The organism is Jannaschia rubra, from assembly GCF_001403735.1.
GTDB lineage: Bacteria > Pseudomonadota > Alphaproteobacteria > Rhodobacterales > Rhodobacteraceae > Jannaschia > Jannaschia rubra.
Map to the genome: position 1 here is coordinate 317,265 of NZ_CXPG01000012.1, position 25,558 is coordinate 342,822.

General features: G+C 68.2%; 31 protein-coding genes. 18 read left to right on the forward strand and 13 right to left on the reverse strand.

What is annotated here, in order from left to right; translation table 11 throughout:
- Position 1 precedes the first annotated feature (1 nt).
- The 6 genes from JAN5088_RS04700 (at position 2) to JAN5088_RS04725 (ending at position 4,761) form a co-directional block, all read left to right on the forward strand.
- Complete coding sequence (locus JAN5088_RS04700) at positions 2–763, forward strand: Hint domain-containing protein (protein WP_055681641.1); 762 nt, start codon at positions 2–4, stop codon at positions 761–763.
- A 65-nt stretch (positions 764–828) separates the two neighbouring features.
- Positions 829–1,701: a TIGR01459 family HAD-type hydrolase gene (locus JAN5088_RS04705; RefSeq protein ID WP_055681642.1), complete on the forward strand. Its 873-nt coding sequence runs from the start codon at positions 829–831 to the stop codon at positions 1,699–1,701.
- Between the two features lie 105 nt (positions 1,702–1,806).
- Positions 1,807–2,250: a MaoC family dehydratase gene (locus JAN5088_RS04710; protein WP_055681643.1), complete on the forward strand. Its 444-nt coding sequence runs from the start codon at positions 1,807–1,809 to the stop codon at positions 2,248–2,250.
- 99 nt (positions 2,251–2,349) lie between these two features.
- Entirely contained in the window at positions 2,350–3,270 is a 921-nt protein-coding gene (locus JAN5088_RS04715) for a bifunctional riboflavin kinase/FAD synthetase (protein WP_055681644.1), read from the forward strand.
- Positions 3,260–3,742 (forward strand): YcgN family cysteine cluster protein, encoded by a 483-nt coding sequence (locus JAN5088_RS04720; RefSeq protein ID WP_055681645.1) that lies wholly within the window; start codon positions 3,260–3,262, stop codon positions 3,740–3,742. The genes JAN5088_RS04715 and JAN5088_RS04720 overlap by 11 nt, the downstream gene beginning before the upstream one ends.
- Complete coding sequence (locus JAN5088_RS04725; RefSeq protein ID WP_306455450.1) at positions 3,739–4,761, forward strand: threonine aldolase family protein; 1,023 nt, start codon at positions 3,739–3,741, stop codon at positions 4,759–4,761. Before JAN5088_RS04720 ends, JAN5088_RS04725 begins: the two co-directional genes overlap by 4 nt.
- Positions 4,762–5,015: 254 nt before the next feature.
- Here the strand turns inward: JAN5088_RS04725 and JAN5088_RS04730 are convergent, their stop codons facing one another.
- Complete coding sequence (locus JAN5088_RS04730; RefSeq protein WP_055681646.1) at positions 5,016–5,285, reverse strand: accessory factor UbiK family protein; 270 nt, start codon at positions 5,283–5,285, stop codon at positions 5,016–5,018.
- 95 nt (positions 5,286–5,380) lie between these two features.
- Between JAN5088_RS04730 and lgt the strand changes: the two genes are divergently transcribed.
- From lgt to JAN5088_RS18855, 4 genes are all read left to right on the forward strand, one after another.
- Positions 5,381–6,283: a prolipoprotein diacylglyceryl transferase gene (lgt, locus tag JAN5088_RS04735; RefSeq protein ID WP_055681647.1), complete on the forward strand. Its 903-nt coding sequence runs from the start codon at positions 5,381–5,383 to the stop codon at positions 6,281–6,283.
- On the forward strand, positions 6,256–7,332 hold the full coding sequence (locus tag JAN5088_RS04740) for a class I SAM-dependent methyltransferase (protein WP_055681648.1): 1,077 nt from the start codon (positions 6,256–6,258) through the stop codon (positions 7,330–7,332). Before lgt ends, JAN5088_RS04740 begins: the two co-directional genes overlap by 28 nt.
- The gene (pgeF, locus tag JAN5088_RS04745; protein WP_055681649.1) at positions 7,329–8,072 is read left to right on the forward strand and encodes a peptidoglycan editing factor PgeF; all 744 of its coding nucleotides are present in this window, start codon (positions 7,329–7,331) and stop codon (positions 8,070–8,072) included. The genes JAN5088_RS04740 and pgeF overlap by 4 nt, the downstream gene beginning before the upstream one ends.
- A 91-nt stretch (positions 8,073–8,163) precedes the next feature.
- Positions 8,164–8,304 carry a hypothetical protein gene (locus tag JAN5088_RS18855; protein ID WP_158448468.1) on the forward strand — a complete coding sequence of 47 codons (141 nt, stop codon included), beginning with the start codon at positions 8,164–8,166 and terminating at the stop codon, positions 8,302–8,304.
- Positions 8,305–8,417: 113 nt separating this feature from the next.
- Here the strand turns inward: JAN5088_RS18855 and JAN5088_RS04750 are convergent, their stop codons facing one another.
- The 3 genes from JAN5088_RS04750 to sseA form a co-directional block, all read right to left on the reverse strand.
- Positions 8,418–10,049 carry a thiamine pyrophosphate-binding protein gene (locus JAN5088_RS04750; protein ID WP_055681693.1) on the reverse strand — a complete coding sequence of 544 codons (1,632 nt, stop codon included), beginning with the start codon at positions 10,047–10,049 and terminating at the stop codon, positions 8,418–8,420.
- A gap of 66 nt (positions 10,050–10,115) precedes the next feature.
- Positions 10,116–11,300, reverse strand: a complete 1,185-nt coding sequence (locus JAN5088_RS04755) for an amino acid aminotransferase (RefSeq protein WP_055681650.1) — start codon at positions 11,298–11,300, stop codon at positions 10,116–10,118.
- Between the two features lie 3 nt (positions 11,301–11,303).
- The gene (sseA, locus tag JAN5088_RS04760) at positions 11,304–12,149 is read right to left on the reverse strand and encodes a 3-mercaptopyruvate sulfurtransferase (protein ID WP_055681651.1); all 846 of its coding nucleotides are present in this window, start codon (positions 12,147–12,149) and stop codon (positions 11,304–11,306) included.
- A gap of 157 nt (positions 12,150–12,306) precedes the next feature.
- Between sseA and JAN5088_RS04765 the strand changes: the two genes are divergently transcribed.
- Complete coding sequence (locus JAN5088_RS04765; RefSeq protein WP_055681652.1) at positions 12,307–12,972, forward strand: 50S ribosomal protein L25/general stress protein Ctc; 666 nt, start codon at positions 12,307–12,309, stop codon at positions 12,970–12,972.
- 73 nt (positions 12,973–13,045) lie between these two features.
- On the opposite strand, the gene JAN5088_RS04770 is transcribed toward JAN5088_RS04765, so the two are convergent.
- The 5 genes from JAN5088_RS04770 to JAN5088_RS04790 form a co-directional block, all read right to left on the reverse strand.
- Positions 13,046–14,032 carry a Gfo/Idh/MocA family protein gene (locus JAN5088_RS04770; protein WP_055681653.1) on the reverse strand — a complete coding sequence of 329 codons (987 nt, stop codon included), beginning with the start codon at positions 14,030–14,032 and terminating at the stop codon, positions 13,046–13,048.
- Between the two features lie 42 nt (positions 14,033–14,074).
- Positions 14,075–14,344, reverse strand: a complete 270-nt coding sequence (locus tag JAN5088_RS04775) for a DksA/TraR family C4-type zinc finger protein (RefSeq protein WP_055681654.1) — start codon at positions 14,342–14,344, stop codon at positions 14,075–14,077.
- Between the two features lie 56 nt (positions 14,345–14,400).
- The gene (locus tag JAN5088_RS04780; RefSeq protein WP_055681655.1) at positions 14,401–14,754 is read right to left on the reverse strand and encodes a DUF1428 domain-containing protein; all 354 of its coding nucleotides are present in this window, start codon (positions 14,752–14,754) and stop codon (positions 14,401–14,403) included.
- Positions 14,755–14,857: 103 nt separating this feature from the next.
- Entirely contained in the window at positions 14,858–15,754 is an 897-nt protein-coding gene (gene rpoH, locus JAN5088_RS04785) for an RNA polymerase sigma factor RpoH (protein WP_055681656.1), read from the reverse strand.
- A 214-nt stretch (positions 15,755–15,968) separates the two neighbouring features.
- Positions 15,969–17,003, reverse strand: a complete 1,035-nt coding sequence (locus JAN5088_RS04790; RefSeq protein WP_055681657.1) for an RluA family pseudouridine synthase — start codon at positions 17,001–17,003, stop codon at positions 15,969–15,971.
- Here JAN5088_RS04790 and JAN5088_RS04795 point away from each other — a divergent pair.
- Positions 17,002–17,280 carry a DUF6476 family protein gene (locus JAN5088_RS04795; RefSeq protein WP_082429816.1) on the forward strand — a complete coding sequence of 93 codons (279 nt, stop codon included), beginning with the start codon at positions 17,002–17,004 and terminating at the stop codon, positions 17,278–17,280. The genes JAN5088_RS04790 and JAN5088_RS04795 overlap by 2 nt on opposite strands.
- 44 nt (positions 17,281–17,324) lie before the next feature.
- Here the strand turns inward: JAN5088_RS04795 and JAN5088_RS04800 are convergent, their stop codons facing one another.
- Complete coding sequence (locus tag JAN5088_RS04800; RefSeq protein ID WP_055681695.1) at positions 17,325–17,921, reverse strand: LysE family translocator; 597 nt, start codon at positions 17,919–17,921, stop codon at positions 17,325–17,327.
- Positions 17,922–17,994: 73 nt separating this feature from the next.
- On the opposite strand from JAN5088_RS04800, the gene JAN5088_RS04805 reads away from it, so the two are divergent.
- Complete coding sequence (locus JAN5088_RS04805) at positions 17,995–18,447, forward strand: Lrp/AsnC family transcriptional regulator (protein ID WP_055681658.1); 453 nt, start codon at positions 17,995–17,997, stop codon at positions 18,445–18,447.
- A gap of 7 nt (positions 18,448–18,454) precedes the next feature.
- Here the strand turns inward: JAN5088_RS04805 and JAN5088_RS19400 are convergent, their stop codons facing one another.
- Together JAN5088_RS19400 and JAN5088_RS04815 are read right to left on the reverse strand one after the other, a co-directional pair.
- Positions 18,455–19,816, reverse strand: a complete 1,362-nt coding sequence (locus JAN5088_RS19400; protein WP_055681659.1) for a Hint domain-containing protein — start codon at positions 19,814–19,816, stop codon at positions 18,455–18,457.
- 167 nt (positions 19,817–19,983) lie between these two features.
- Positions 19,984–20,550 (reverse strand): DNA-3-methyladenine glycosylase I, encoded by a 567-nt coding sequence (locus JAN5088_RS04815; RefSeq protein WP_055681696.1) that lies wholly within the window; start codon positions 20,548–20,550, stop codon positions 19,984–19,986.
- A gap of 74 nt (positions 20,551–20,624) precedes the next feature.
- Between JAN5088_RS04815 and JAN5088_RS04820 the strand changes: the two genes are divergently transcribed.
- The 5 genes from JAN5088_RS04820 (at position 20,625) to phbB (ending at position 25,020) form a co-directional block, all read left to right on the forward strand.
- Complete coding sequence (locus JAN5088_RS04820) at positions 20,625–21,185, forward strand: type 1 glutamine amidotransferase domain-containing protein (protein WP_055681660.1); 561 nt, start codon at positions 20,625–20,627, stop codon at positions 21,183–21,185.
- 53 nt (positions 21,186–21,238) lie between these two features.
- On the forward strand, positions 21,239–22,075 hold the full coding sequence (locus JAN5088_RS04825; RefSeq protein ID WP_055681661.1) for an EAL domain-containing protein: 837 nt from the start codon (positions 21,239–21,241) through the stop codon (positions 22,073–22,075).
- A gap of 145 nt (positions 22,076–22,220) precedes the next feature.
- A complete protein-coding gene (locus tag JAN5088_RS04830) occupies positions 22,221–23,396 on the forward strand; it encodes an acetyl-CoA C-acetyltransferase (RefSeq protein WP_055681662.1) in 1,176 nt (391 codons plus the stop codon).
- A 39-nt stretch (positions 23,397–23,435) separates the two neighbouring features.
- Positions 23,436–24,281 carry a patatin-like phospholipase family protein gene (locus JAN5088_RS04835; protein WP_055681663.1) on the forward strand — a complete coding sequence of 282 codons (846 nt, stop codon included), beginning with the start codon at positions 23,436–23,438 and terminating at the stop codon, positions 24,279–24,281.
- A 13-nt stretch (positions 24,282–24,294) separates the two neighbouring features.
- The gene (gene phbB, locus JAN5088_RS04840; RefSeq protein WP_055681664.1) at positions 24,295–25,020 is read left to right on the forward strand and encodes an acetoacetyl-CoA reductase; all 726 of its coding nucleotides are present in this window, start codon (positions 24,295–24,297) and stop codon (positions 25,018–25,020) included.
- Between the two features lie 136 nt (positions 25,021–25,156).
- Here the strand turns inward: phbB and JAN5088_RS04845 are convergent.
- Positions 25,157–25,558: IS5 family transposase (locus JAN5088_RS04845; protein ID WP_144431849.1), on the reverse strand; the 402-nt coding region annotated here is incomplete at its 5' end.

Genomic DNA, 25,558 nt, shown 5'->3' on the forward strand with positions numbered 1-25,558 from the left:
CATGACTGCCTATCAGCGGCTTCCGTCCGCATCCTACAGCCCGGTTCCCGGCCTGTCTTCTGCATCCGTTCATGACGATGCACGCGCGCTGGCGCATTACGACCTGGCCTGGATCGACGACCGGGGCGCCGCCACATGGGACCGGCGCGCCCTTCCCGACACGCCCGAGATGGAGGCCGCCGTCTCCAGCTTCGCGCGGGGGGCCATGCTGCGGGGCCTGCACGGCCCCGTCGCGGTCGAGGATCTGATCCCCGGCGATCGTGTGATGACGCGCGGAGGCGGTACCGCGCAGATCGACTGGATCGGGTCGCGCAGCTACCTCTCGGCGGGCGAACGGCCGATGTTCTACCGCGTGGCGGCCCGCGCCTTCGGTGCCTCCGGTCCCGAACAGGACGTGCTGCTGGGCAGTCACGCCCAAATCCTGATCGACAGCCCGCGCTGCCGTCCGCTGGTCGGCGGAACGCTGGCCTTCGCGCCCCTTTCCGCGTTCGAGGATGGCCACGCCGTCACCGCCATCGTCCCGCACGGAGAGGTCACGATATACGGCATCGCCTGCGCCGGGCAGGAGGCCGTGCTGGCCGGGGGGCTGGCGGTCGAAAGCTATCATCCCGCCCGCGCCACCAACCGCTGCCTGAACCGCACGATGCTGGCCGACATGGGGCGGCTGTTTCCGCATACGGCCACCGGCACGGGCTTCGGCGCGCCGCGCATCCCCTACCTTACCCCGACCGAGGCGCAGATGCTCGCCGTCTCGGGCGTCTGACTGGACCGGGTCGCCCTGTGCTGTAGAAGCGGGGCGACCCTGACCGAGACGGAAAGCCGCCACCCATGCAGATCATCGATTCCCTGTCCGAAATATCGGACCGCTACCGCGCGTTGTTCGTGGACCTCTGGGGCTGCGCCCACGACGGCGTCCGCGCCATTCCCGGCGCGGTCGAGGCACTGCGCGCTTTCCGCGCGACGGGCGGGCGGGTGATCTTCGTGACCAACTCCCCTCGACCCCGCGCCGGCGTGGCGCGACAGCTCGTGGGTTTCGGCGTGCCGGAGGACTGCTACGACGACATCGCGACCTCGGGCGATTCGGCGCGGGTCGCGATGTTCGACGGCGCCGTGGGCCGCCGCGTCTGGCATTTGGGCCCCGCCCACGATGCGGGCTTTTTCGAGGTTCCGGCCATCCTGTCCGACCCCCTGAACATCGAACGCGTCCCGCTGGACCAAGCGGAGGGGATCGTCTGCACCGGCCCCTTCGACCCACAGGCCGATCCGTCCGACCTGCGCCCGCAGTTGCTGGCGGCCAAGACCCGGGGGTTGAAGCTGCTCTGCGCCAACCCCGACATCGTAGTGGACCGGGGCGAGGTTCGCGAATGGTGCGCTGGCGCGATCGCGCGGCTTTATACCGAGATGGGAGGCGAGAGCCTCTATTTCGGCAAACCCCATCCGCCGATCTACGACCTGGCCCGCCGGCGCCTGCATGCAATCGAGGAGATCCCCGACGATGCCATCCTGGCCATGGGCGACGGCCCTGCGACCGATGCCGCCGGCGCGATGGGCGAGGATCTGGACCTGCTGTTCATCTCGGGCGGCCTCGGTGCTTTCGAAACCGGAACGGTCGTGGGCGGCAACCCCGATCCGGACCGGCTGGCGCGCTATCTGTTGGAAACGGGGGTAGAGCCGACATATGTGATCGGCACGCTTCGGTAGGATTGTTTCTACACTCTCACTCATAGAGTATTAAAATTGCCGATACGCTTGCTGCGTTGCGGCATTCATGCTATGTGCCTCCTGTCCAATCCCGGGAGGGCGACCATGCTCGACAACGCGCCACGCGGCACGATCTGCATCGAGGATATCGAGATCGGCATGACCCGCAGCCTGCGGAAGACCGTCACCGATCGCGATATCGAGCTGTTCGCCGAGGTCTCGACCGACCGGAACCCCGTCCACCTGAATGAGGCCCATGCGCGGGAGACGATCTTCGCAGGCCGCGTTGCGCACGGGATGCTCACCGCCGGCCTGATCTCGGCCGTCATCGGCGAGCAGCTTCCAGGCCACGGCACGGTCTACCTGGGCCAAACCCTGCGTTTTCTCGCGCCCGTCCGCCCCGGCGATACGGTGCAGGCGGTCGTCCGCGTCACCGGCATCGACCTGTCGAAGCGGCGCGTCACGATGGATACTCATTGCGCCGTGGGCGACACCGTCGTCCTGAAGGGCGAGGCTCAGGTTCTGGCGCCGTCGCGGAAGTTCGACTGACGCGCCGGTTGCGGGGTTCCGAAGCCTCCGACAGGGATATTCGGAAAGCAAAGACGGGGGCGCTTGCGCCTTTCCTTCCGCCGGGCTAGCCGCGTGCCCATGCGGATTTTCACCGATCATCGCGACATTCCGGCCGATGCGCGCGGCGCCTCGGCGGCGGTCGGGAACTTCGACGGGGTGCACCGGGGGCATCAGCATGTGCTGGACCTCGCGCGCGGCGAGGCACCCCTCGCCGTCGTCACCTTCGAGCCGCATCCCCGACAGGTCTTCGCGCCCGACGCCCCGCCTTTCCGCCTGATGTCGGCCACAGCGCGGGCGAACCGTCTGGCGCGGCTGGGCGTGGACCTTCTGTTCGAACTGCCTTTCCCTGCCATCCGGCCGCTGTCGGCCGAGGCGTTCATGGCAGACGTGCTCTCAGCCGGACTGGGGCTGCGGCATGTCGTGGTCGGCACGGATTTCCGTTTCGGCAAGGGGCGCGCGGGGGACGTCGCGACCCTGCGCGACGGTGGCGCGCGGCTGGGGTTCGGGGTGACGGTGGCCGACCTTCTGGGCGGGGGCAAGGTTCCGGTGTCCTCCACCGCCATTCGTGAGGCGCTGGCCGAAGGCCGTCCGCGCGACGCCGCCGCCATGCTGGGCCATTGGCACCGGATCGAGGGCCCCGTCCTGCACGGCGAGAAGCGCGGCCGGGACTTTGGCTATCCAACGGCGAACCTGTCGGTCGAGGGGCTGCACCTGCCGCGCATGGGCGTCTATGCCGTGCTGGTCGACGTGCTCGAAGGGCCGCATGCGGGGGCTTATCGCGGTGTCGCCTCGCTCGGCGTGCGGCCGATGTTCGGCGAGAACACTCCGAACCTGGAGACTTTCCTGTTCGACTTCTCCGGCGACCTCTACGATACGCCGATCTCGGTCGCGCTGGTGGAGTTCCTGCGCCCGGAGATGCGGTTCGACGGCCTGCCTGCCCTGATCGCGCAGATGGACGACGACAGCGCGCGGGCACGGGCGGTTCTGGATGACCTCTGACCCCATTGACCGGACGGGGCTGCGCCCGGAGTTCTGGACCCGGCCCCTTGCTGACCTGACGCCGGCGGAATGGGAGGCGCTGTGCGACGGCTGCGGCAAGTGCTGCCTCAACAAGCTGGAGGACGAGGACACCGGAGAGGTGGCGCTGACGCGGATCGCCTGCCGCCTGTTCGACGATTCCACCTGCCGCTGTTCAAGCTACGAGACGCGGCTGAAATATGTGCCCGAATGCGTGGTGCTGACGCCCGAGACGCTGCCGAAGGTAGTCTATTTCTTCCCCGAGACCTGCGCCTATCGCCGCCTGCACGAAAGGCGGGCGTTGCCATCGTGGCATCCGCTGCTGACCGGCGATCCGATGTCGCCGCATCTGGCGGGCGCATCCCTGATGGACGAGACGCTATCGGAACTGCAGGTCCACGAGGACGACTGGGAAGACCACATCATCGACGAGCCGCTGGGGGACGAAAGATGAATCTGAACTTCGCATCCGACAACACGGGTCCCGTGGCGCAGCCCATCATGGACGCCATCGTCGCGGCCAACACGGGCGCGGCGATGCCTTACGGGGACGACGACTGGATGCCCGGCGTGCGCGACGCGCTGCGCGACCTGTTCGACTGGCCCGAGGCGGAGGTTCTGCTGGTGGCCACGGGGACGGGGGCCAACGTGCTGGCGCTGGCGGGGATGGTGGCGCCTTGGGAGACGATCTTCGCCCATCGCAACAGCCATATCGAGCGCAGCGAATGCGGCGCGCCGGAGTTCTATACCGGCGGCGCCAAGCTGACGCTGATCGACGGCGAGGGCAGCCGGATCGCCCCGGATGCGTTGCGCGCGGCCATGGCCGTCGTGGGCACCAAGGACATCCACGGAGTGCAGCGCGGGGCGCTGAGCCTGACCAATGTGACCGAATCGGGGACGCTCTATTCGCTGGACGACCTCGATGCGCTGACCGGCATCGCGCGGGACGCGGGCATGGGCACGCATCTGGACGGCGCGCGGTTCGCCAATGCCTGCGCCGCGCTGGGCTGTTCGGCGGCGCAGCTTGCGCGCGGGTTCGACATGGTGAGTTTCGGCGGCACCAAGAACGGCTGCATGGGGGTCGAGGCCATCGTGATGCGCGACGGCGCGAAGCATTGGGAGATGCAGTTGCGTCGCAAGCGGGGCGCCCAGCTCTGGTCCAAGCATCGCTACCTATCCGTGCAGATGGCGGCCTATCTGAAGGACGGGCTGTGGCTGGAGAATGCGCGCACGGCCAACGCGGCGGGCCAGCGGCTGGCGGCCGGATTGCGCCGGATCGGAGCCGAGATGGCGCATGAACCGCAGGCCAACATGATCTTCTGCCGGATGCCGCGCGCCATGCATGACCGGGCACTGGGGCAGGCGCGGTATGGGTTGATGGATGAGGGTGAGCGGCCGCTTTGCCGGATGGTCTGCGATTTCACCAAGACCGAGGCCGAGGTGGACCGCCTGCTGGAGCTTCTGGCGGGTTAGCGACCATGCGGTCCGCCGGACGCCCCGGATGGGGCGCCCGGTCGGGGTCGGTTTCTCGGCAGATCCGGGATCGGTACCGGGTTCGTGGTGTGAACCGACGGTCGGGGGCGGATGCCCCCTATGCCCAAACCCCTGCGGTTGACCACAGGCAATGTCCGGAGGGCCGGGCGGCCCGTCATTCCGATTCGGGGCCGGAAGGCCCCCGCGCGCAGGTCAGGTTCTGAGCCCAAGCGGTTAACGAAGCGTGAAGGCGCTCAGGCCTTATTCGCCGCGCCCTTGTCCGACGCGCTGCCTTCGAGCGCGGCGAGACGGGCGGAAAGCGCCTCGTTCTCCTCCCGCGCTTTCTGGGCCATTGCGCGTACGGCGTCGAACTCTTCGCGAGTGACGAAGTCGCGGTCGGCCATCCAGCGGTCGAGCATCGACTTCATCGCGGTCTCGGCCTCGGTCCGCGCGCCCTGGGCCACGCCCATCGCGTTGGTCATCAACTGGCCGATATCGTCCATGAAACGGTTGCGGGTCTGCATCTTCGGGCCTCCGGGCTGTTCACTCGCAATATGGGGCGGGGATGCGCCGACCTCAAGGATTGACCCCCCCGGCGGGCGCGGGCATGTGCTGACGCATGATATTCGCCATCCCGTTCCCCGACGTCTCGCCCGACATCTTCCGCCTGTCCATCGGCGGGTTCGACATCGCGCCGAAGTGGTATGCGGCCGCCTATATCGTGGGCATCCTCGGCGGCTGGCTGATGGCGCGCTGGGCCGTCGCGCGGCCGGGCCTGTGGCCGAACGACACCGCGCCCATGACGCGCACGCAGGTCGAGGACATCATGACCTGGGTGGTCCTGGCCATCGTGGGCGGCGGCAGGCTGGGCTATTGCCTGTTCTACCAGCCGGCGTACTACCTTGCACATCCTCTCGAGATCCTTGCGGTCTGGCAGGGGGGGATGTCGTTCCACGGCGGCATGATCGCGACCGGGGTCGCGGTGATCGTCTATGCGATGCGCCACGCCATACCGATCCGGTCGATCCTGGACCTCGCCGCGCTCTGCACGCCGCTGGGGCTGGGGCTGGGGCGGGTCGCCAATTTCATCAACGCGGAGCTCTGGGGTCGGCCGTCGACCGCGCCCTGGGCGGTGATCTTTCCCGGCGACGCGGCGCAGGCCTGCACGAACCTGGGCGAATTCTGCGCGCGCCACCCGAGCCAGCTGTATGAAGCGGCGCTGGAGGGGGTGGTGCTGCTGATCGTGCTCTGGGCCGTCGCCTTTGCCGGCGGGCTGAAGGCGCGGGGGCTGATCTGCGGGTTGTTTCTCGCGGGTTACGGCGCGGCGCGCATTTTCGTCGAACATTTCCGGCAGGCCGACGCGCAGTACATCACGCCCGACAACCCGCTGGGCCACGTGATCGGCTGGGGCGACTTCGGCCTGTCGATGGGGCAGGTCCTGTCGGTGCCGATGGTGGCGGTGGGGCTGGGGGCGGCCTGGCTGTCGGTCAGCGCATGGCGGCGGGCGACCGCGCGGGCGTGACGCTGCGCGATCATCTGCTGGCGCGCATCCGGGCGCAGGGCCCGCTGACCGTCGCGGATTTCATGGCCGATTGCCTGTTGCACCCGACGCTGGGCTATTACTCGACGCGCGATCCCTTCGGGCCGGGGGGCGATTTCGTCACCGCGCCCGAGATCAGCCAGATGTTCGGCGAAATGCTGGGCCTGTGTCTGGCGCAGGCGTGGCTCGATCAAGGGCGGCCGGCGCCCTTTGCGATGGCCGAGGCGGGGCCGGGGCGCGGGACGCTGATGGCGGACATGCTGCGTGCCGGGCGGGCGGTGCCGGGGTTTGTCGAGGCGGCGCAGGTGCATCTGGTCGAGGCGTCCGAGGTGCTGCGCGGGGAGCAGGCGCGGACGTTGAGCGGTGTCGGGGCGGTCTGGCACGACCATCTGTCGGACCTGCCGGATCTGCCCACGTTCTTCGTGGCCAACGAGTTTCTGGACGCCCTGCCCATCCGCCAGCATGTGCGCGATGGCAAGGGCTGGCGGGAGCGGCTGGTGGCGCAGGAAGATGGCGCGCTGGCCTTCGCGCTGGGCCCCGTGGTGACGGTGCCGGAACTGGACCATCACGAAGTGCCCGACGGCACGATGGTCGAACGCTGCCCCGCCCTTCCCGGTGCGGTGGGCGCTGTGGCGGAGCGGGTGGCGCAAGGCGGCGTGGCGATCTTCGTCGACTACGGGCACTGGCGCAGCCGGGGCGACACGTTGCAGGCCCTGCGTGCCCACGCGCCCGAAGACCCGCTGGCCCACCCCGGACAGGCCGACCTGACCGCGCATGTGGATTTCGAGGCGGTGGCCGGCGCCGCCACCCCGGCTCGGGTCAGCGCAATGACACCGCAGGGCCTGCTGCTGGAGCGGCTGGGCATCACCGCCCGCGCGCAGGCGCTGGCGCGGAGCATGACGGCGCCCGCGCTGGAGGCGCATGTGGCGGCGCATCGGCGCTTGACCCACCCGGCCGAGATGGGCGACCTTTTCAAGGCCATCGCGTTGGTCCCGACCGGCGTACCCCTGCCACCGGGATTCGATCCATGACACTGGAAGCCCTCCGATCCGATATCCTGGGACAGGTGGTCCACGGGTTCTTCACGCGACGCGGCGGCGCGTCGTCGGGCATCTTCGAGGGGCTGAACTGCGGCATCGGGTCCAGCGACCAGACCGAGGCGGTCGAGATGAACCGCGCCCGCGTGGCCGACGTCATGGGCGGACCGCTGCACGGGGTGAACCAGGTCCATTCGGCGGATGTCGTCGTGATCGACAGCCCCCTGTCGGCACCGCGGGCGGCCGATGCGCTGGTCACGGCGACGCCGGGCCAGGTGCTGAGCGTGCTGACGGCGGACTGCCAGCCGGTGCTCTTCCATGCCCCCGGCGCCGGTGTGGTGGGTGCGGCGCATGCGGGATGGAAGGGCGCGCTGGCCGGTGTGCTGGAGGCGACGGTGGATGCCATGGTGGCGCTCGGCGCGGAACGCGGCGATATCCGTGCGGCCATCGGACCGACGATCAGCCAGCGCGCCTATGAGGTGGGTCCGGAGCTTCTGGACACCTTCATGGCGGAAGACCTGGATGCATCGCGCTTCTTCGCCAACGGCCAGAACGACCGATACCTGTTCGACCTTCCGGGGTACGGATTGCACCGGCTGCGGTCGGCGGGAGTCGAGGCGGGATGGATCGGGCATTGCACCTATGGCGATCCGGCACGTTTCTATTCCTACCGGCGCAGCACCCATGCGGGTCAGGCCGATTACGGCCGGTTGATCGCGGCGATCCGACTTTAGCCACATTCACGCCTCCGAATGACCGCGGCACGGTCCAACGGGCGCCAAGTGTCGACGCGACCCTGATCCCGTCAGATCAAGGAGCGTCAGAATGGCCAGTCAGACCTGGATGGATCGCACCATCGAAGCCACTCGCGTCAGCGAGATCGTCCTGCCATGGACGCGGCGCCCCGCGCCCGTCGCTGCCCCGGACCAGACCCCACAGTCCGCTGCGATCCGCGCGCGGGGCTGACCCCACAGGCCGGCGGGCGTGCACCCTCCGCCCCCGGCCCTGCCGGACGCGGCCGTTCTGCCAATCGGGCCGCGTCCGGTCCCTGAGGCGGTCGTCGTGCGATACCGGCGGCGTCAGCCCGCCATGTCCGACAGCGACGCGCCGGTCGACAGCATGTCGGGGTCGAGGCGGAGTTCGATCACGGCCAGCGTACCAGAGGCCAGCGCAGCGTCGAGCGCGGGTGCGAAGTCGGCCTGTTCCGTAACCGTCCAGCCCTGACCGCCGTAGGCACGCGCCATGGCGGCAAAATCCGGATTGGCCAGATCGGTGCCCGACACGCGGCCCGGATAGTGCCGTTCCTGGTGCATTCGGATGGTGCCGTAGCGGCCGTTGTTGGCGACGATCACCACGGGCGTGGCACCGTGCTGCATGGCGGTGGACATCTCGTTGCAAGTCATCTGGAAACAGCCGTCGCCGGCAAGGCAAACCACTGGCGTGCCGGGACGCTGGAGCGAGGCGGCGATGGCGGCCGGAAAGCCGTAGCCCATGCTGCCCGAGGTCGGTGCAAGTTGCGTGCCGAACCGGCGCCAGCGGAAATAGCGGTGCAGGAAGCCTGCGTAGTTGCCTGCGCCGTTCGTCACCACCGCGTCGTCGGGCAGCACCCGGTCGAGATGGGCGATCACCTGCTCCAGCTTGACGGCGCCGGGCGTTTCCCGGGGGTTGATCCAGCCCTCGTACTCCGCCCGCGCCTCCGCCTGGATGTCGTGCCAGCCGGGCAGGTCGTCGTCGCGCGCGGCGAGGGCGGCGATGACGTCCGGTGCCCGCGCCTCGATCGGCAGATCGGCGGTCCAGACACGGTTCAGCTCCGACGGGTCGGGATGGACGTGGATCAACGCGGGGCGGTCGTGGACGGGGTCGAGCACTTCGTAGCCGCCGGTGGCGATGTCGCCCAGACGGGTGCCCAGCGCGAGGACCAGGTCGGCGGCCTTGAGCCGCGCCATCAGCTTCGGATTCGGGCCGACGTTCAGGTCGCCCGCATAGGCGGGGGAGCGGTTGTCGATGTAGTCCTGCCGCCGGAAGGCGACGGCGACCGGCAGGCCGTGGCGTTCGGTCCAGGCGGCGAGATCCTTCGCCGCGTCGTCGGACCAGCCGGGGCCGCCCACCACGACCAACGGGGACCGCGCCTGCCGCAGCCGGTCGATCAGCGGCCCGAGGTCCGGCACGGCCGGACTCGGCACGGTGACGGCGGGACGGTCGGGGACGTCGGCCGTGGCCGAGAGCATGTCTTCGGGCAGCGCCAGCACCACCGGACCGGGGCGCCCCGACTGCGCGACGGAAAAGGCGCGCGCGATGTATTCGGGCAGACGGTCGGTCGCGTCCACCTCGGCCACCCATTTCACCAGCGGGCCGAAGAAGGCGCGGTAGTCCACCTCCTGAAAGGCCTCCCGGTCGCGGTGGGCGCGGGCGATCTGGCCCACGAAGCAGATGAGGGGCGTGGAGTCCTGCATCGCCACATGCAGGCCCGCGCTGGCGTTTGTGGCGCCGGGACCGCGGGTGACGAAGACGACGCCGGGCGTGCCGGTCAGCTTGGCCGTCGCCTCGGCCATCATCGCGGCGCCGCCTTCCTGACGGCAGACGATGTTGGCGATGCCGCTGTCGTGGAGGCCGTCGAGCGCGGCGAGGAAGCTTTCCCCCGGCACCGAGAACACCCGCCGCACTCCCTGGATGCGCAACTGATCCGCCAGTATCCTGCCACCGTGTCGCATGAGCGTGCCCTCCCCTGTCACGGCAGAGGTGAAGCGCATCAGGGCGGCCATGTCCAGCCGGGCGCGTCAGACCCCGGCGGCGCGGATGGCGGCGGCAAGGCGCGGCACGGCGTCGGGCGACAGGCCCGCGATGTTCATGCGGCTGTCGCCCACCATGTAGACACCGTGATCTCGGCGCATCGCGGCCACCTGCTCGGGCGTCGCCCCCAGCAGCGAGAACATTCCCCGGTGCGCGCCGAGGAACCCGAAGCGGTCGGAGCCGGTCAGGTCGCGTAGCGCCGTGGCCAGGCCGGCCCGCAGGGCGCGGATGTTGGCGCGCATCGCATCGAGTTCCTCCAGCCAGTCGGCGCGGAGCGTGTCATCGGTCAGGATCGTCGTCACCACCCGGGCGCCATGGTCGGGTGGAAAGCTGTAGTTCAGGCGGTTGAGCGCGGCGAGCGCACCCTGCGTCGCGGGCAGGCGGTCGGCGGAAGGAGCGAGAGCCAGCAGAAGCCCGGTCCGTTCACGGTAGATGCCGAAGTTCTTGGAGCAGGAGACGGCGATCAGCGCCTCGGGCACGCGGGCGATCAGGGTGCGCAGGCCGGCGGCATCGGCCTCGACCCCATCGCCGAAGCCGAGGTAGGCCAGATCGACGAAGGGCAGCGCGCCGCGTGTGGTCAGATGATCGGCGACGGTTTGCCATTGCAGCGGCGTCAGGTCGGCGCCGGTGGGGTTGTGGCAGCAGCCGTGGAGCAGCACGACATCGCCCGGCCCCACCTGCGCCAGATCGTCCATCATGGCGTCGAAGTCGACCCCGCCGGTGGCAGCGTCGAAATACCGGTAGGCGCGGAGAGACAGACCCACATGACGCGCGATGGCGGGATGGTTGGGCCAGGTCGGCGTAGAGAGCCAGAGGCGCGCGTCGGGGGCGGCCATGCGGAGAAGCTCCAGCCCCTGCCGGATCGCGCCAGTGCCACCGGGGGTCGCGACGGCGGCCAGCCGCGCGCGCGGCGCGGCATCGCCGAGCACCAGCGCCGAGAGGGCCTCGGCGAAGGCCGGATCGCCCGACAGATTGGTATAGGTCTTGGTGGTCTGCGTCTCGACCAGGCGACGCTCGGCCGCCTTGACGGCGCGCATCACGGGCGTGTTGCCCGCCGCGTCGCGGTAGACGCCCACGCCCAGGTCGATGCGCTCGGGCCGGGGGTCGGCGGCGTAGGCGACCATCAGGTCGAGGATGGCGTCCGGGGCCTGGGGTTTCAGGTTCTGGAACATGGGTCAGCCCCTTTCGATGCGAAGGTCCGGGTACATGCCCCATTCAGCCCAGCTGCCGTCGTAGAGCGCGTGATCGGCGTGGCCCAACCGGGCAAGGCCGAGGTTCAGGATCGCCGCCGTCACCCCGCTGCCGCAGGTGGTGATGACGCGCTTCTTGAGGTCCACCCCCGCCGCGATGAAGGCGCGGGCGAGGTCGGCGCCATCCTTCATGGTGCCGTCGGAATTGAACAGCGTGCGGTAGGGCACGTTCTTCGACCCGGGAATGTGGCCCGCGCGCAGGCCGGGGCGGGGTTCGGCCTCATCGCCGCGGAAGCGGGGCGCGTTGCGGGCGTCGACGATCTGGGCATGGCCCAGCTTGGCCGCCTGCGCCACCTGCGTCACGTCGTGCATCAGATGGGGGCGATGGGTCACGGTCATGTGCCGGTCGCGCACGCCGGGCAAATCGGAGGTGACGGGGCGCCCCTCCTCCCGCCATTTGGGCAGGCCACCATCGAGCACGGCGGATGTCTGCCCGAACAGGCGCATCAGCCACCAGACCCGCGCGGCCGAGAAGATGCCCGCGCCGTCGTAGATGACGATGGTATGCCCGTCGCCAACCCCCATCCGCCGCATCCGCGACAGGAACTTTTCGGGCGGCGGCGCCATGTGCGGCAGGGCGGAGCGGGCATCGCTGACATCGTCGAGGTCGAGAAAGCGCGCACCGGGAATATGCGCCTCGGCGTATTCCTCGCGCGGGTCTCGGTTCATGTCGGGCAGATACCACGACGCGTCGATGATCCGCAGGTCGGGCGAGGTCAGCCGGGCAGCCAGCCAGCGGGTCGAAACCAGGGTCGCGGGATCGTCTGTCATGGCGGGCCTCCTTGCCCGGCGGGCATACGCGCGCACGGCGGCGCCTGCAATCGAAACGGGGTTGCCTCGGGGCGCGGGCCGCTTTAGAGGGCGGCTTTCCGAACGCCCGGCGGACACCCTTGGAGGCCGCCGCAAACCGAACAGATGGAGAATTATCATGGCTAATGAGATTCCGGATCTCGTGGCACATGCCCGGACGGGGACAGGCAAGGGGGCCGCTCGTCAATCACGCCGCAACGGCATGGTCCCGGGTGTCGTCTATGGCGGCGGGGCCGATCCTGTCGCGATCGAGCTGCCCTTCAACGAACTGCTCGCCAAGCTGCATGCCGGGCGCTTCCGCGCGACGCTGTGGAACCTGAAGGTCGAGGGGCACGACGACGTCCGCGTCATCGCCCGCGATGTGCAGCGCGACAAGGTCAAGGACCTGCCCACCCACGTCGACCTGATGCGCCTGCGCCGGACGTCCAAGGTGAACCTGTTCATCCCCGTCGTCTATGAAGGCGTCGAAGGCAGCCCCGGCGACAAGAAGGGCGGCGTCCTGACGATCGTTCGCCCGGAGGTCGAGCTGCGCGTGACGGCCGGCGATATCCCCGAGTCGATCACGGTCGACTGCTCGAAGATGGAGATCGGCGACACCGTCACCATCTCGGACGTGACGCTGCCCGAAGGCAGCCGCCCGACCATCGACCGCGACTTCGTGCTGGCGAACATGCAGGCCCCGTCGGGCCTTGCGTCGCAGAAGGACGAGGACGAGGACGAGGTCGTCGAGACCGAAGTCATCAATCAGACCGCCGACACCGTGGAGGGCGAAGACAAGGAGTGATCCTGCTTCGCCGGCCGGTGCCGGAAGGGGCGCGGGGGCATCCTCCGCGCCCCTTTTTCATGGCGCGCGGAGATCAAGCGGGCCGTCCGCCCGCGGCGGCATAGGCCATGTCGATGGCGGTCTGGGTGCCGCGCGCATCCTCGAGCGTCCAGGGGAAAGGCGCCTCACCGCGAAGGGCGGCGCCGAACGCCTCGACCTGGAGGACGTATTGATTGACGTCGGGCCAGGTCTCGATCCGGGTGATGCCGCTTCGGTCACGCAGTTCCAGCCGCGCCTCGCCGAACTTGCCGGCGTTGAAGGGTGCGGTCAGACGGATCAATCCTGTCTCGCCGTGGAACAGCACGAATTGTTCGGGCAGCAGGCGCATCGAGTTGACCCAATGCGCCGTGAAGCCGTCGAACCGGGCGGACACACGGGTCAGCACGTCGCAGCCGTCTTCCCAGTCGATGTCGGCATGGGTGATCTCCATCGGCTCCCGCCCCGTGGCCCAGCGGGTCGAGCCGATGGAGTAGACCCCGATGTCGGGCAGCGCGCCGCCGCCAGTGTCGGCCCTGTTGCGGATGTTGCCGGGGTCGGCCGAGTTGTCGTAGGTGAACACGCCATCCACATGCCGCAGCCGCCCGATCGCGCCATCGTCCAGCAGGGTGCGAAGTCGGTGCCATTGGGGGTGGTGGACGATCATGTAGGCTTCGACACAAGTCAGGCCCGTGCGGTCGCGCGCGGCGATGAGGGGATCGATGTCGTCCGCATGCATGGCGACCGGCTTTTCCACCAGCACCGGCTTGCCCGCCTCCAGCGCGCGGATCGCCCATTCGACGTGCAGCGTATGCGGAAGCGGGATGTAGACGGCGTCGATGCCCTCGTCCGCCAGGAGCGCGTCGTAGTCGTCGTGCACCCGCAGGCCGGGCGCGAATGCGGCGAAGCCATCGGCCTTGGCGGGCGTCCGGCTGGCCACCGCGGCCAGCACATGGCCGCGCGCGGCGTGGATCGCGGGGCCCATCAGGCGCCGCGCGAAGTCGGACGCGCCGAGCACGCCCCATCTGATCGGATCCGCTGTCATGCGCGCCCCCCCCTGCCCCGGAAGGATGCCGCGCGAGCGGCATCATTTCAACTGGCTGTCCTTGCTGCCGCGCCGGTTGATGCCGCCACGCGGCGCGGCGCGGCGGTCGCGTTCGGTTACGCAGTCGATGCAGAGCTTGACGCCCGGCAGGGCCCGGCGGCGCGCCTCCGGAATGGGTTCCTCGCATTCCGCGCAATGCGTCAGGCTTTCGCCCACGGGCGCGCGGCGCGCCTTGAGGCGTGCCAGTTCATCGTTGATCGACGCCTCGATCTGTTCGCCGACCGCACCGTCACGGGACCATCCACCAGCCATGTCGCATCCTCCGTTCGACCCATTCATGTGGGGTTCGGGACCGGCTGCGACAAGGGTCAGGCCCGTTCCGAGACCACCGGGCGGAAGCCGCCGAAGATCATCCGCTGACCGTCGAAGGGCATTTCGCCCATGTCGGTGCCATCCTCCATGATGCGGGCCCAGGTCGCGTCGCGGGTTTCCTTGTCGGGCCATTCGATCCAGGAGAACACGACCGCCTCGTCGTCGCGGCACTGGACCGCCATGGGGAAGGACGTGACCTTGCCGTCGGGCACGTCGTCGCCCCATGTCTCGACCTGCGCAAGCGCACCCGCGGGTTTCAGGATGTCGGTCCACATCTGCCGTGCGTGGGCGATGAAGGCATCGCGATTGGCCTGCGGCACGGCGATGACGGTGGCGTCGAAGTAGCTCATGGCGGGTCCCTCCCAGACGGATCGAGAGGTCAGGATAGCACGAAAACGGGGCCGTTCCCCGCAGGAAACGGCCCCTTCGTCGGCGTCGGTCATGGTCCGCCCGTCAGGCCGGAACCATGCCCTTTTCGCGGGCCAGATCGCGCACCCGGTTGGACAGTTTCTCGAAGGCGCGCACCTCGATCTGACGGATGCGCTCGCGGCTGACGCCGTATTTGCCCGACAGATCTTCCAGCGTAACCGTCTCCTCGTTCAGGCGGCGCTGGGTCAGGATGTCACGTTCGCGGTCGTTGAGCACCTCCATCGCCTCGGTCATCAGGCCGATGCGGCTGTCGAACTCGTCCTTCTCGGCGTAGTCGCCGGCCTGGTCGGCGCTGTCGTCGGCCAGCCAGTCCTGCCACTGGGTGCTGCCGTCCCCATCCGAGCCGATCATCACGTTAAGGCTCGCGTCGCCGCCGGACATGCGGCGGTTCATCGACGTCACCTCGGCCTCGGTCACGCCGAGGTCGTTGGCGATCCGGGCGACGTTTTCGGGGCGCAGGTCGCCCTCCTCCAGCGCGCCGATACGGTTCTTGGCCTTGCGGAGATTGAAGAACAGCTTCTTCTGCGCGCTCGTCGTGCCGAGCTTGACCATCGACCAGGACCGCAGGACGTATTCCTGGATCGCGGCGCGGATCCACCACATCGCATAGGTGGCGAGGCGGAAGCCCTTTTCGGGGTCGAATTTCTTGACGGCCTGCATCAGGCCCACGTTCGCTTCCGAGATCACCTCGGCTTGAGGCAGGCCATAGCCGCGGTAGCCCATGGCGATCTTGGCGGCGAGGCGCAGGTGCGACGTCACCATCTTGTGCGCCGCTTCGGTATCGCCCTCCTCGACCCACCGCTTGGCGAGCATGTATTCCTCCTCAGGCTCCAGCATGGGGAACTTGCGGATCTCCTGAAGATAACGGTTGAGCCCGGCTTCGGGGTTCGGCGCCGGAAGGTTCGCATAGGTGGCTGCCATGTCATGTCTCCCTCATGTTAAGGGGCTTAACAAACCCTTTGTCAGGTATGTGGTCACGGCCCCCGGGAAGGTCAAGCAACGTGTGATCACGGGGGCGTCATCGGCCGCCGCGGTCGTCGCCGGAAAGAACGTCTACATCTTCCGCCAGGTCACGCACAGGGCGCGAATGGCGGATGGTCTGTGCCGTGATGCACCATCAAACGTGAACAACCGGTTAACTGTTCCCGTCGGGCCCTGCCAGCGCGACGAGAAGGCGCTCCATGTCGTCGGGCACAGGCGAGGCGAAGCGCATGTCGTCCCCCGTCACCGGATGCACGAACCCAAGCGTGCGCGCGTGGAGGGCCTGGCGCGGAAAGGCGACCACAGCATCGGCGCCCGGGTGGCCGCGCGGCAGGCGACGGCCGCCGCCGTAGGTCGGATCGCCCACCAGCGCATGACCGGCATGGGCCATGTGCACGCGGATCTGGTGCGTTCGCCCCGTCTCAAGCCAGCATTCCAACAGCGCGGCGGCGCCGAAACCCTGCATCACCCGCGCGCGTGTCACCGCGTGGCGCCCGCCGTCCCAGGTAACTGCCTGTTTCTGCCGATCGGTGCGGTGGCGCGCGAGGCGTGTCGTGATCTTGAGGATGTCGGCCTGTTCCCAACTGATCCCCCGCGTGCCCCGCAGGCGCGGATCGCCCGCGTCCGGCACGCCGTGGACCACGGCAAGATAGCGGCGTTCGACGCTGTGCGCCTCGAACTGGGCGGCGAGGCCATGGTGGGCGGCGTCCGACTTGGCGACGACCAGCAGGCCGGAAGTGTCCTTGTCGATGCGGTGCACGATGCCGGGCCGCCGTTCGCCCCCCACACCCGACAGCGCGCCGCCGAAGTGGTGCAGCAGCGCGTTTACCAGCGTCCCTCCGGGGCTGCCGGGGGCGGGGTGAACGACCATGCCGGCGGGCTTGTCCACCACGATCAGGTCGGCGTCCTCGTGAAGAACGGACAGCGGGATGTCCTCCGGGCGGGTCTCGGGGTCATCCGGTGTGGGCACGACGATGGCGACGCGGTCGCCCCAGTCCACCCGGTCGCGCGCCCCGGCGACGGCGCCGTTCACCGTCACCGCGCCGTCGGCAATTAGGCGGGCAAGGCGGGAGCGGGACAGATGCGCCTCGACTGGCACGTCGCGGGCGATTGCCTTATCGAGACGCGATGGCGGATCGACCGCGATGACGAAGCTCACGATCTCGGAGGGAGGGACGGTGCCGGACATGGAAACCCCTGAACCCGCCAACCTCCGCTTCCTGCGGGTGCTGGTCACGGTGCTGACGGCGGTGATGATCGCGGGGGTCATAGCCATCGTGGCGCTGCTTGTCACGCGCCTGCCGGGGCGAGCGGTCAAGACACCCGACCGGCTGGAGATGCCCGCGCGGGCGGAGGTGCTCGCGGTGACGCAGACGCCCGATGCCTGGCTGGTGACGACGCGGGACGGGCGGCTGTTGCTGTTCGGCCCCGACGGGGTGCTGCGCCGCGAGATCCCGCTCGACTGAGCTTGTCTTCGGCTTGCGGATATTCCTGCCGCAGGCATCCCAGATCAGAGAAGCGGCATGATCGACGGATACAGAGACGCGACCAGAAGCGTCGCCATCGTCCAGTTGAATGCACGCAGACGGCGGGGCGAGGTCAGAAAGCGTCGCATCCCGCGCCCCAGCACCGTCCAGCTTGAGACGCAGGGGAGGTTGATCGCGCCGAACACCGCCGCGACCGCCACGACCGACCAGAGGGAGCCTGCGGAATAGAGCGTGATCGCCGTCAGGGCCATGGTCCAGGCCTTGGGGTTCACCCACTGGAATGCCGCCGCCTGAAGGAATGTCAGCGGCCGGCCGTCGGCGGCGGCGCGGTCGGGGGCCGCGGCGTTGGCGATCTTCCAGGCAAGCCAGAGGAGGTAGACGACCGACAACACGGCCAGCACGGTCCGGGTGACCGGCCAAAGGTCGAAGATGCGCGACAGACCCAGCCCCACCAACACGATCATGAAAGTGAACCCGAGCGCCACGCCAAAGGCGTGCGGCACCGTGCGCCAGAGGCCGAAGTTCGCGCCCGATGCCATCAGCATGAGGTTGTTCGGCCCCGGCGTGATGGAGGATACGAAGGCAAAGCCCGCGAGGGCGAGGAGGATATCGAGCGTCATAAGGGGCAACATCGCGCAATCGATCCGGAAAGTGCTTGCGAACATCGTGGCATTACCCCAATCTTCGCAAGAAATGAGCGTTTCCGACCCTACAGACGACAAGATCCTGCGCATCCTCGGGCGCGAGGGGCGGATCACCAACCAGGCATTGGCCGGGCACGTGGGCCTTTCTCCTTCGGCCACGTTGCGCCGGGTGCAGGCGATGGAGGCGTCGGGCCTGATCCGGGGCTACCGCGCGATCATCGACCCGGACCGCGCCGGGATAGGTTTCACCGCCTATATCGCCGTCGGACTGAACGAGCACACCAAGCGCGCGCAGGGTGCGTTCGAGCGCGCCATCGCCATCGCCCCCGAAGTCCGCGAGTGCCACAACGTGACCGGAAGCGTCGAATACCTGCTGCGGGTCGAGGCGCGCGACCTTGCGGCCTACAAGCATTTCCATACCGAAGTACTGGGCATGCTGCCGCAGGTCGCGCGTCTGACAACCTATGTCGTAATGGGCAGCCCAAAGGACGAACGGGGCTGACGCGCGATCACATCAACCTGGCCTCGAACGCCCGGAGGATGGGGCGGGCGGGCGCCTGCGCGGGATGGGTGCCCTGCGCGATCTGGGGGAACAGACTCACCAGTTCGTCGTAGATCTCACGGTCGGCCTCCAGGATGCGGTCGCCTGCGAAGAAGCTCTCGAGCAGGGCGCCGCCGGACAGGACGACCTCATGGCGGTCGAACATGACGTGGACATAGGTGACCTCGGTGCAGGGCGCGAGGTAGATGCGGTCGCCGTCGCACAGATGCTTGGCCGCGCAGAGCATTTCGGTCGCGTCGAACAGAAGCTCGCACTTCCACCCCGCCATCATGACGCGGTGCTGGGGCGAGAGGCGGATTTCATGCGTATTGCCGATGGCTCCCGGCAGGAAGTGCACGGGCGCGTGGGCACCCACGCCGGGCACCGTCCTGCGCCCGATCCAGCGGATCGGCTGCGGCCCGTGGTCCAGCGTCTCGACCAGGTCGCCCACACGCAAATCGCCAACGGGCACCTCGCCGCCGGGGGTCGAAAGCGGCGTTTCGGCGGTGAAGCAGGCCACGTCCACGGACTCGAAGTTGGTATAGACGAAGCTGGTGCCGTCGGGCAGCGTCACAACGCCGCTGTCCGAGCCGTCGTCATAGGGCTCGAAGGACGCGCCTTCGGGAACGATCAGGCGGTCGTCACCGCTGCCGCCCGTGGCGAACTGCGTCTTCGTGCCTGCGACGATGACATCGTCGCCGCGTCCGCCGAACAGGTTGCCCTCGAACTCGCCTGCGGTCACGGTGTCGTCGCCTTCGCCGCCGAACAGGTTTCCGGTGCCGCTGCCGCCGAAGATCTGGTCGTCGCCCCTGTCGCCCCGCAGGTTGTCCTTTCCGGGGCCGCCGATCAGGGTGTCGTCGCCCTCGCCACCCCAGAGGTTGTTGTTGCCACCTTCGCCTGCGCTCAGCTCGTCGTCGCCCTGACCGCCGTAGAGGTTGTTGTTGCCGGTGCCGCCGACAAGCGTGTCGTTGCCGTCGCCGCCCCGCATCGTTCCGCCCCGCTCGCCGTCGTCGCGGAACGTGTCGTCGCCGTCGCCGCCAACATAGCCTTTCCAGCCAAGTCGATCCGCACCACTGACGTCGCTCCCCCCGTCGTTGGCCTTGAACTGGATCACGTCCGAGAAGGACCCGTCGCCCAGGTCGTCATCGGACCAGGTCGTCTCATCGCCGGTATCGGTGTCGGTGAAGGTGATCGAGCCACCGTCGAGCCGGATTGCGAAGCGGTCGTCCAGACCCGTGGCGTCGATGGTGCTGCGGCCGTCGAGGTCGAGGCCGGACCAGAAGCCGGCGTCGGTGACGGACGTGTCGGTCAGGGTGATGAAGGCAGACATGGGCATCCTCGTGATCTGGAGCGGGAGAGCGTGGACGCGCAATGAACGGCTGTGCGCTTCGGGACGCTGGACCAGCGCCGCGCCCTTTTCCCGCCTTTTCAACGACACGCCCCATTCGCGCGCGGACCCGCCCGCGACAGGGAGTCCTGAGCGCGGCCATCCGCCGATCAGCCGAGCGCGGCCACCCGGTCGTGGCACCCGCAGCAGGTCAGATGGTCGTTCACCAGCCCAGCCGCCTGCATGAAGGCATAGGCGGTCGTCGGGCCGCAGAACCGGAACCCCGCAGCGTTCAGTCCCCTGGAGAGCCGCGCCGACAGGTCCGTCCGGGCCGGCACATGGGCCGGCACGGTGCGGCGGGGCTGCAACGGCGTGTCGTTCACGTGGTCCCAGACGAAACGCTCGAACCCCTGCCCGGCCTGCATTTCCAGGAAAGCCTGGGCGTTGCCGATCGTGGCCATGATCTTGCCGCGGTGTCGGACGATGCCCGGATCGGCCAGCAGGCGCGCGACCTCGGCGTCGCCCCAACGGGCGATGACTGCGGGGTCGAAATCGGCGAAGGCCGCACGGAATGCCTCGCGCTTGCGGAGAATGGTGATCCAGGACAGGCCCGACTGGAAGGTCTCGAGGACGAGCTGTTCCCAGAGCGCTCGGGCATCGCGCTGCGGCACACCCCATTCGTCGTCATGATAGGCCCGGTACAGGGGATCGTCGCCCACCCAACCGCATCCTTCCATCGCGTCAGCCCCCCGGAACATCCCGCCCGCAGGCGTCGTTGACCAGCATACCCGGAAACGAAAGGAACCACCCCATGACCGCGATAAAGGAATCGAAGATCCTCATCCTCGCGACCAACGGCTTCGAGCAGTCGGAGCTGGAGGTGCCCCGCGACAAGCTGCGTGGCCACGGCGCGACGGTGCACGTGGCCAGCCCCGACGGCAAGACCATCAAGGGCTGGGACGGCAACGACTGGGGACAGGATGCCGAGGTAGACCTGCAACTGTCCGACGTGGACCTTGCGGATTACGACGCGCTGGTCCTGCCGGGCGGGCAGATCAATCCCGACCTGCTGCGGGTGGACCGCGACGCCGTGAAGCTGATCCGCGACTTCGTCGAGGCGGGCAAGATCGTCGCCGCCGTCTGCCACGCTCCTTGGCTTCTGATCGAGGCAGGCGTGGTCGAGGGGCGCGAGATGACGTCGTATCACTCGATCCGCACCGACCTGAAGAACGCGGGCGCCAATGTCGTGGACAAGCCGGTCGCCGTGTCGAACGGCATCATCACCAGCCGGAATCCCGATGATTTGAACGACTTCGTCGCCAAGATCGTCGAGGAAGTCGAGGAAGGGAAGCATCCCCGCCCCGGCGCTTAACGGATCCGCAAGGATCGGCGTGGCACCAAGCCCCCAGTCCGAGGGGAGCCGAGATGCCGCGCCGATCCTTTTTCGAACCGGGGGCCGAAGACCCCCTGTCCTACGCCCTTGCGGAGCGTGACAGGTCCACCTTGCGGATGGTCCGCGAGGCTCTGGAGGCCGGCGACGTGATGCTGGCCTATCAACCCGTGATCGGTGCGTTGACCGGCGATCCGGCGTTTCATGAGGGGTTGATCCGCGTGCTGGACGGCAGCGGCCGGATCATCCCCGCGACGCAGTTCATGCCGGCCGTCGAGAACGAGGAACTGGGACGGGAGATCGACTGCGCAGCACTGCGCTGCGGGCTGGAGGCACTGGCGGGCACGCCGTCGCTGCGGCTGTCGGTCAACATGTCCGCGCGGTCTATCGGCTATCCGAAGTGGACACGGACGCTGCAGGACTGGCTGGCGCGGGACGAGACGGTGGGCGAGCGCCTGATCCTGGAAATCACGGAATCCTCTGCCATGCAGGTGCCCGAGCTGGTCAAGACGTTCATGACCGATTTGCAGGATCGCGGCATCACCTTTGCGCTCGACGACTTCGGTGCGGGGCAGACATCGTTCCGCTATCTCAAGGAGTTCTATTTCGACGTTATCAAGATCGACGGCAGTTTCGTGCGCGGCTGCGACGCGGACCCCGACAACCAGTGCATCCTGGCCGCCCTGATCACCATCGGGCAGCATTTCGACATGTTCACCGTGGCCGAATCCGTCGAGACGCAGGCAGAGGCGCAATTCCTCGTCGATGCCGGGATCGACTGCCTGCAGGGGTTCCATTACGGCGCCCCCGCAATGCGACCCGATTGGCTCGTGTCGGCGGAACGGCGGGCGGAGGAGCACGTCAAGGTGTGACCTCGGACCGGAAACATCCGCCCGGATGCAGGCAACATTTGCCCCCAAGCGCCGTGCGCGCTACTCCAAGGGAGATATCATACGGCATGGGGTTCGTGGCGGACATCTTCCGCCCCCGTGCCGCCACACCGAAAGGATGTTTGCCATGACCAATGTCGTGATCGCCTCGGCCGCCCGCACCCCCGTGGGGTCGTTCCTCGGCGCCTTCGCCAATACCCCCGCCCACGAACTCGGCGCCGCCGTGATCGAGGAAGTCGTGGCCCGGGCCGGCGTCGACAAGTCCGAGGTGTCCGAGACGATCCTGGGCCAGGTGCTGACCGCCGGCCAGGGCCAGAACCCCGCCCGGCAGGCGCACATCCTGGCCGGCCTGCCGCAGGAGGCTTCCGCCTGGGGCATCAACCAGGTCTGCGGTTCGGGCCTGCGGGCCGTGGCCATCGGGGCGCAGCACATCCAGCTCGGCGACGCCGCGATCATCGTGGCCGGCGGACAGGAGAGCATGTCGCTCGCCCCCCACGCGCAGGCGCTGCGCCAGGGCCAGAAGATGGGTGACGTGAAGCTGGTCGACACGATGATCAAGGACGGTCTCTGGGACGCGTTCAACAACTATCACATGGGCCAGACCGCCGAGAACGTGGCCGAGAAGTGGCAGATCGGCCGTGACGCGCAGGACGAATTCGCAGTCGGCAGTCAGAACAAGGCCGAAGCCGCCCAGAAGGAGGGTCGCTTCAAGGACGAGATCGTTGGGTTCACCGTAAAGGGCCGCAAGGGCGACACCGTGGTCGACCAGGATGAATATATCCGTCACGGCGCGACGATGGAGGCGATGCAGAAGCTGCGCCCCGCCTTCACCAAGGACGGCTCGGTCACGGCGGCCAACGCCAGCGGCCTGAACGACGGCGCGGCGGCGACGCTGCTGATGTCGGCGGAGGAGGCCGAGAAGCGCGGTATCGAGCCGCTCGCGCGGATCGCCAGCTATGCAACGGCCGGCCTCGACCCGTCGATCATGGGTGCAGGGCCCATCCACGCGTCGCGCAAGGCGCTGGAGAAGGCGGGCTGGAAGGTCGGCGACCTGGACCTGATCGAGGCGAACGAGGCCTTTGCCGCCCAGGCCTGCGCCGTCAACAAGGAGATGGGGTGGGATCCGGCCATCGTGAACGTGAACGGCGGGGCCATCGCCATCGGCCATCCCATCGGCGCGTCGGGGTGCCGGGTGCTCAACACCCTGCTGTTCGAGATGAAGCGTCGGGATGCCAAAAGGGGCCTTGCCACGCTGTGCATCGGCGGTGGCATGGGCGTCGCGCTCTGTGTCGAGCGGCCCTGAGACGGACCGGGCGGCGGCGAGCCGCTGCCCGCTTTCGCCATGACCGAGACCCTTCCATACGATCAGCTGGTCTTTTCCGGCGGCGGGACGCGGTGCTTCTGGCAGGGCGGTTTCCTGCATGTTCTCCAGCGCGAAATGGACCTGACTCCCAGCCGGATCGCTGCGGTGTCGGGCGGGGCCCTGTCGGCGGTGGGGTTCGTTACCCACCGGGGCACGCGCATCCGCGACACGATGATCGCGGAATTCGCCCGACATGACCGGAACCTGCCCGTGCACGAGCCGTTCGACGAGAGGGCCGGCAACAGCCCCCATCAGCGCATCTATCGCCGGGTCGTCGAGAGCTGCATCGGCGACGCGGGGGCCGCGCGGCAGGTGGCCGAGGGCCCGTCGGTCCAGATCCTGCTGGCGCGTCCGCCCACTTCCGGCATGCCCAAGCTGTCCGGCAGCGCAGTCATCCTGGCCTATGAGGCGGACCTGACCATAAGGTCCACACCGCACCTGGCCTGGGCCGAAGCAACAGGTCTCACGCCGGAGTGCGTCGATGCCAACCGCGCGGCCCGCGACGGAAAGCTGTGCGATCTGGTCTGCGCAGCGGCGACGATCCCGCCCGCCTTCGACCCGCCGCTCTGGGACGGCAAGCCAGCCGTGGACGCGGGCATGATCGACCAGGCCCCCCTGCCCGACCCGGACAAGGGGCGCACGCTGATCCTGCTCACACGGCAGTATCGCAACCTGCCCGACGTTCCGGGCCGGACCTACCTGTCGCCGTCCGAAGAAGTGCCGGCGGACAAGATCGACTTTACGGACGCCTCGAAACTGCGCGACACTTGGCGTATCGGGGAGGAGGACGCCCGCCGGTTCGTGGACGGGCGCCACACCGATTGAGGAGGAGAATATCATGGCGAGAATCGCATTGGTCACCGGGGGCAGCCGCGGCATCGGCGCGGCAATTTCAAAAGCCCTGAAGGACGCGGGATGCAGCGTCGCCGCGACCTATGCCGGCAACGACGAGAAGGCCGCGGCCTTCACCAAGGAAACCGGCATCAAGACCTACAAGTGGGACGTCGCCGACCATGCCGCTTGCAAGGACGGCATAGCGCAGGTCGAATCGGACCTTGGGCCTGTCGATATCCTGGTGAACAACGCGGGCATCACCCGCGACGCGCCATTCCACAAGATGACACCGGAGCAATGGAACGAGGTGATCGGCACGAACCTGACCGGCGTGTTCAACATGACGCACAACGTCTGGGCCGGGATGCGGGAGCGGAAGTTCGGTCGCATCGTGACCATCTCGTCGATCAACGGACAGAAGGGTCAGTTCGCGCAGGCCAACTATTCAGCGGCGAAGGCCGGCGACATCGGCTTCACCAAGTCGCTGGCGCAGGAAGGCGCGCGAGCGGGCATAACCGTGAACGTGGTGGCGCCGGGATACATCAACACGGAGATGATGAGCACCATCCCCGAGAAGGTCATGAACGAGGTGATCCTGCCTCAGATCCCCGTGGGGCGTCTGGGCGAGGCGGAGGAGATCGCGCGCTGCGTGGCGTTCCTTGCCTCCGACGAGGCGGGATTCATCACCGGATCGACTCTGTCCGCCAACGGCGGCCAGTACATGCAGTAGGACGTCGGATCAGACCTTGGGCCCGTCTTGCGGCGGGCCCTTTTTCGGGCCGGGCGGAGATAAAAAGGCCCGCCAGATGGACGGCTCTGTTGCACAAAACCTTTGATGTCCGAGGTTCCCCTTTCCCCGGACGGATTCATCCCACGGTTTCTGTGACAGGTATGCCAAGCGCGGTGTAGCCGTTCATGACTGCGATGCGGATCTGGACCTCCGCGACCTGTCGGTCGAAGTCCCGCGCCATGAGGCGCTGCCGCAGCAGTTTCATACAGTGCATCTTTGTTTCGACGCGGCTTCTGCGGTGGTATCCGCTCCATCGTCGCCAGATCGCGCGGCCGAGGTATTTCGAAGTTCGCAGGGCCTCGTTTCTGGCCACGGCACCAGCGGTGACGGTCTTCCACGGCTTCGCGTTCTTGCGGGGCGGGATGACAGCGTGAGCGCCCCGCTCGGCAATGGCATCATGGCATTTGCGTGTGTCGTAGGCGCCGTCTGCCGTGACGCTGCCGATCTCCTGGTCCGCCGGGATCTGGCCGAGAAGGTC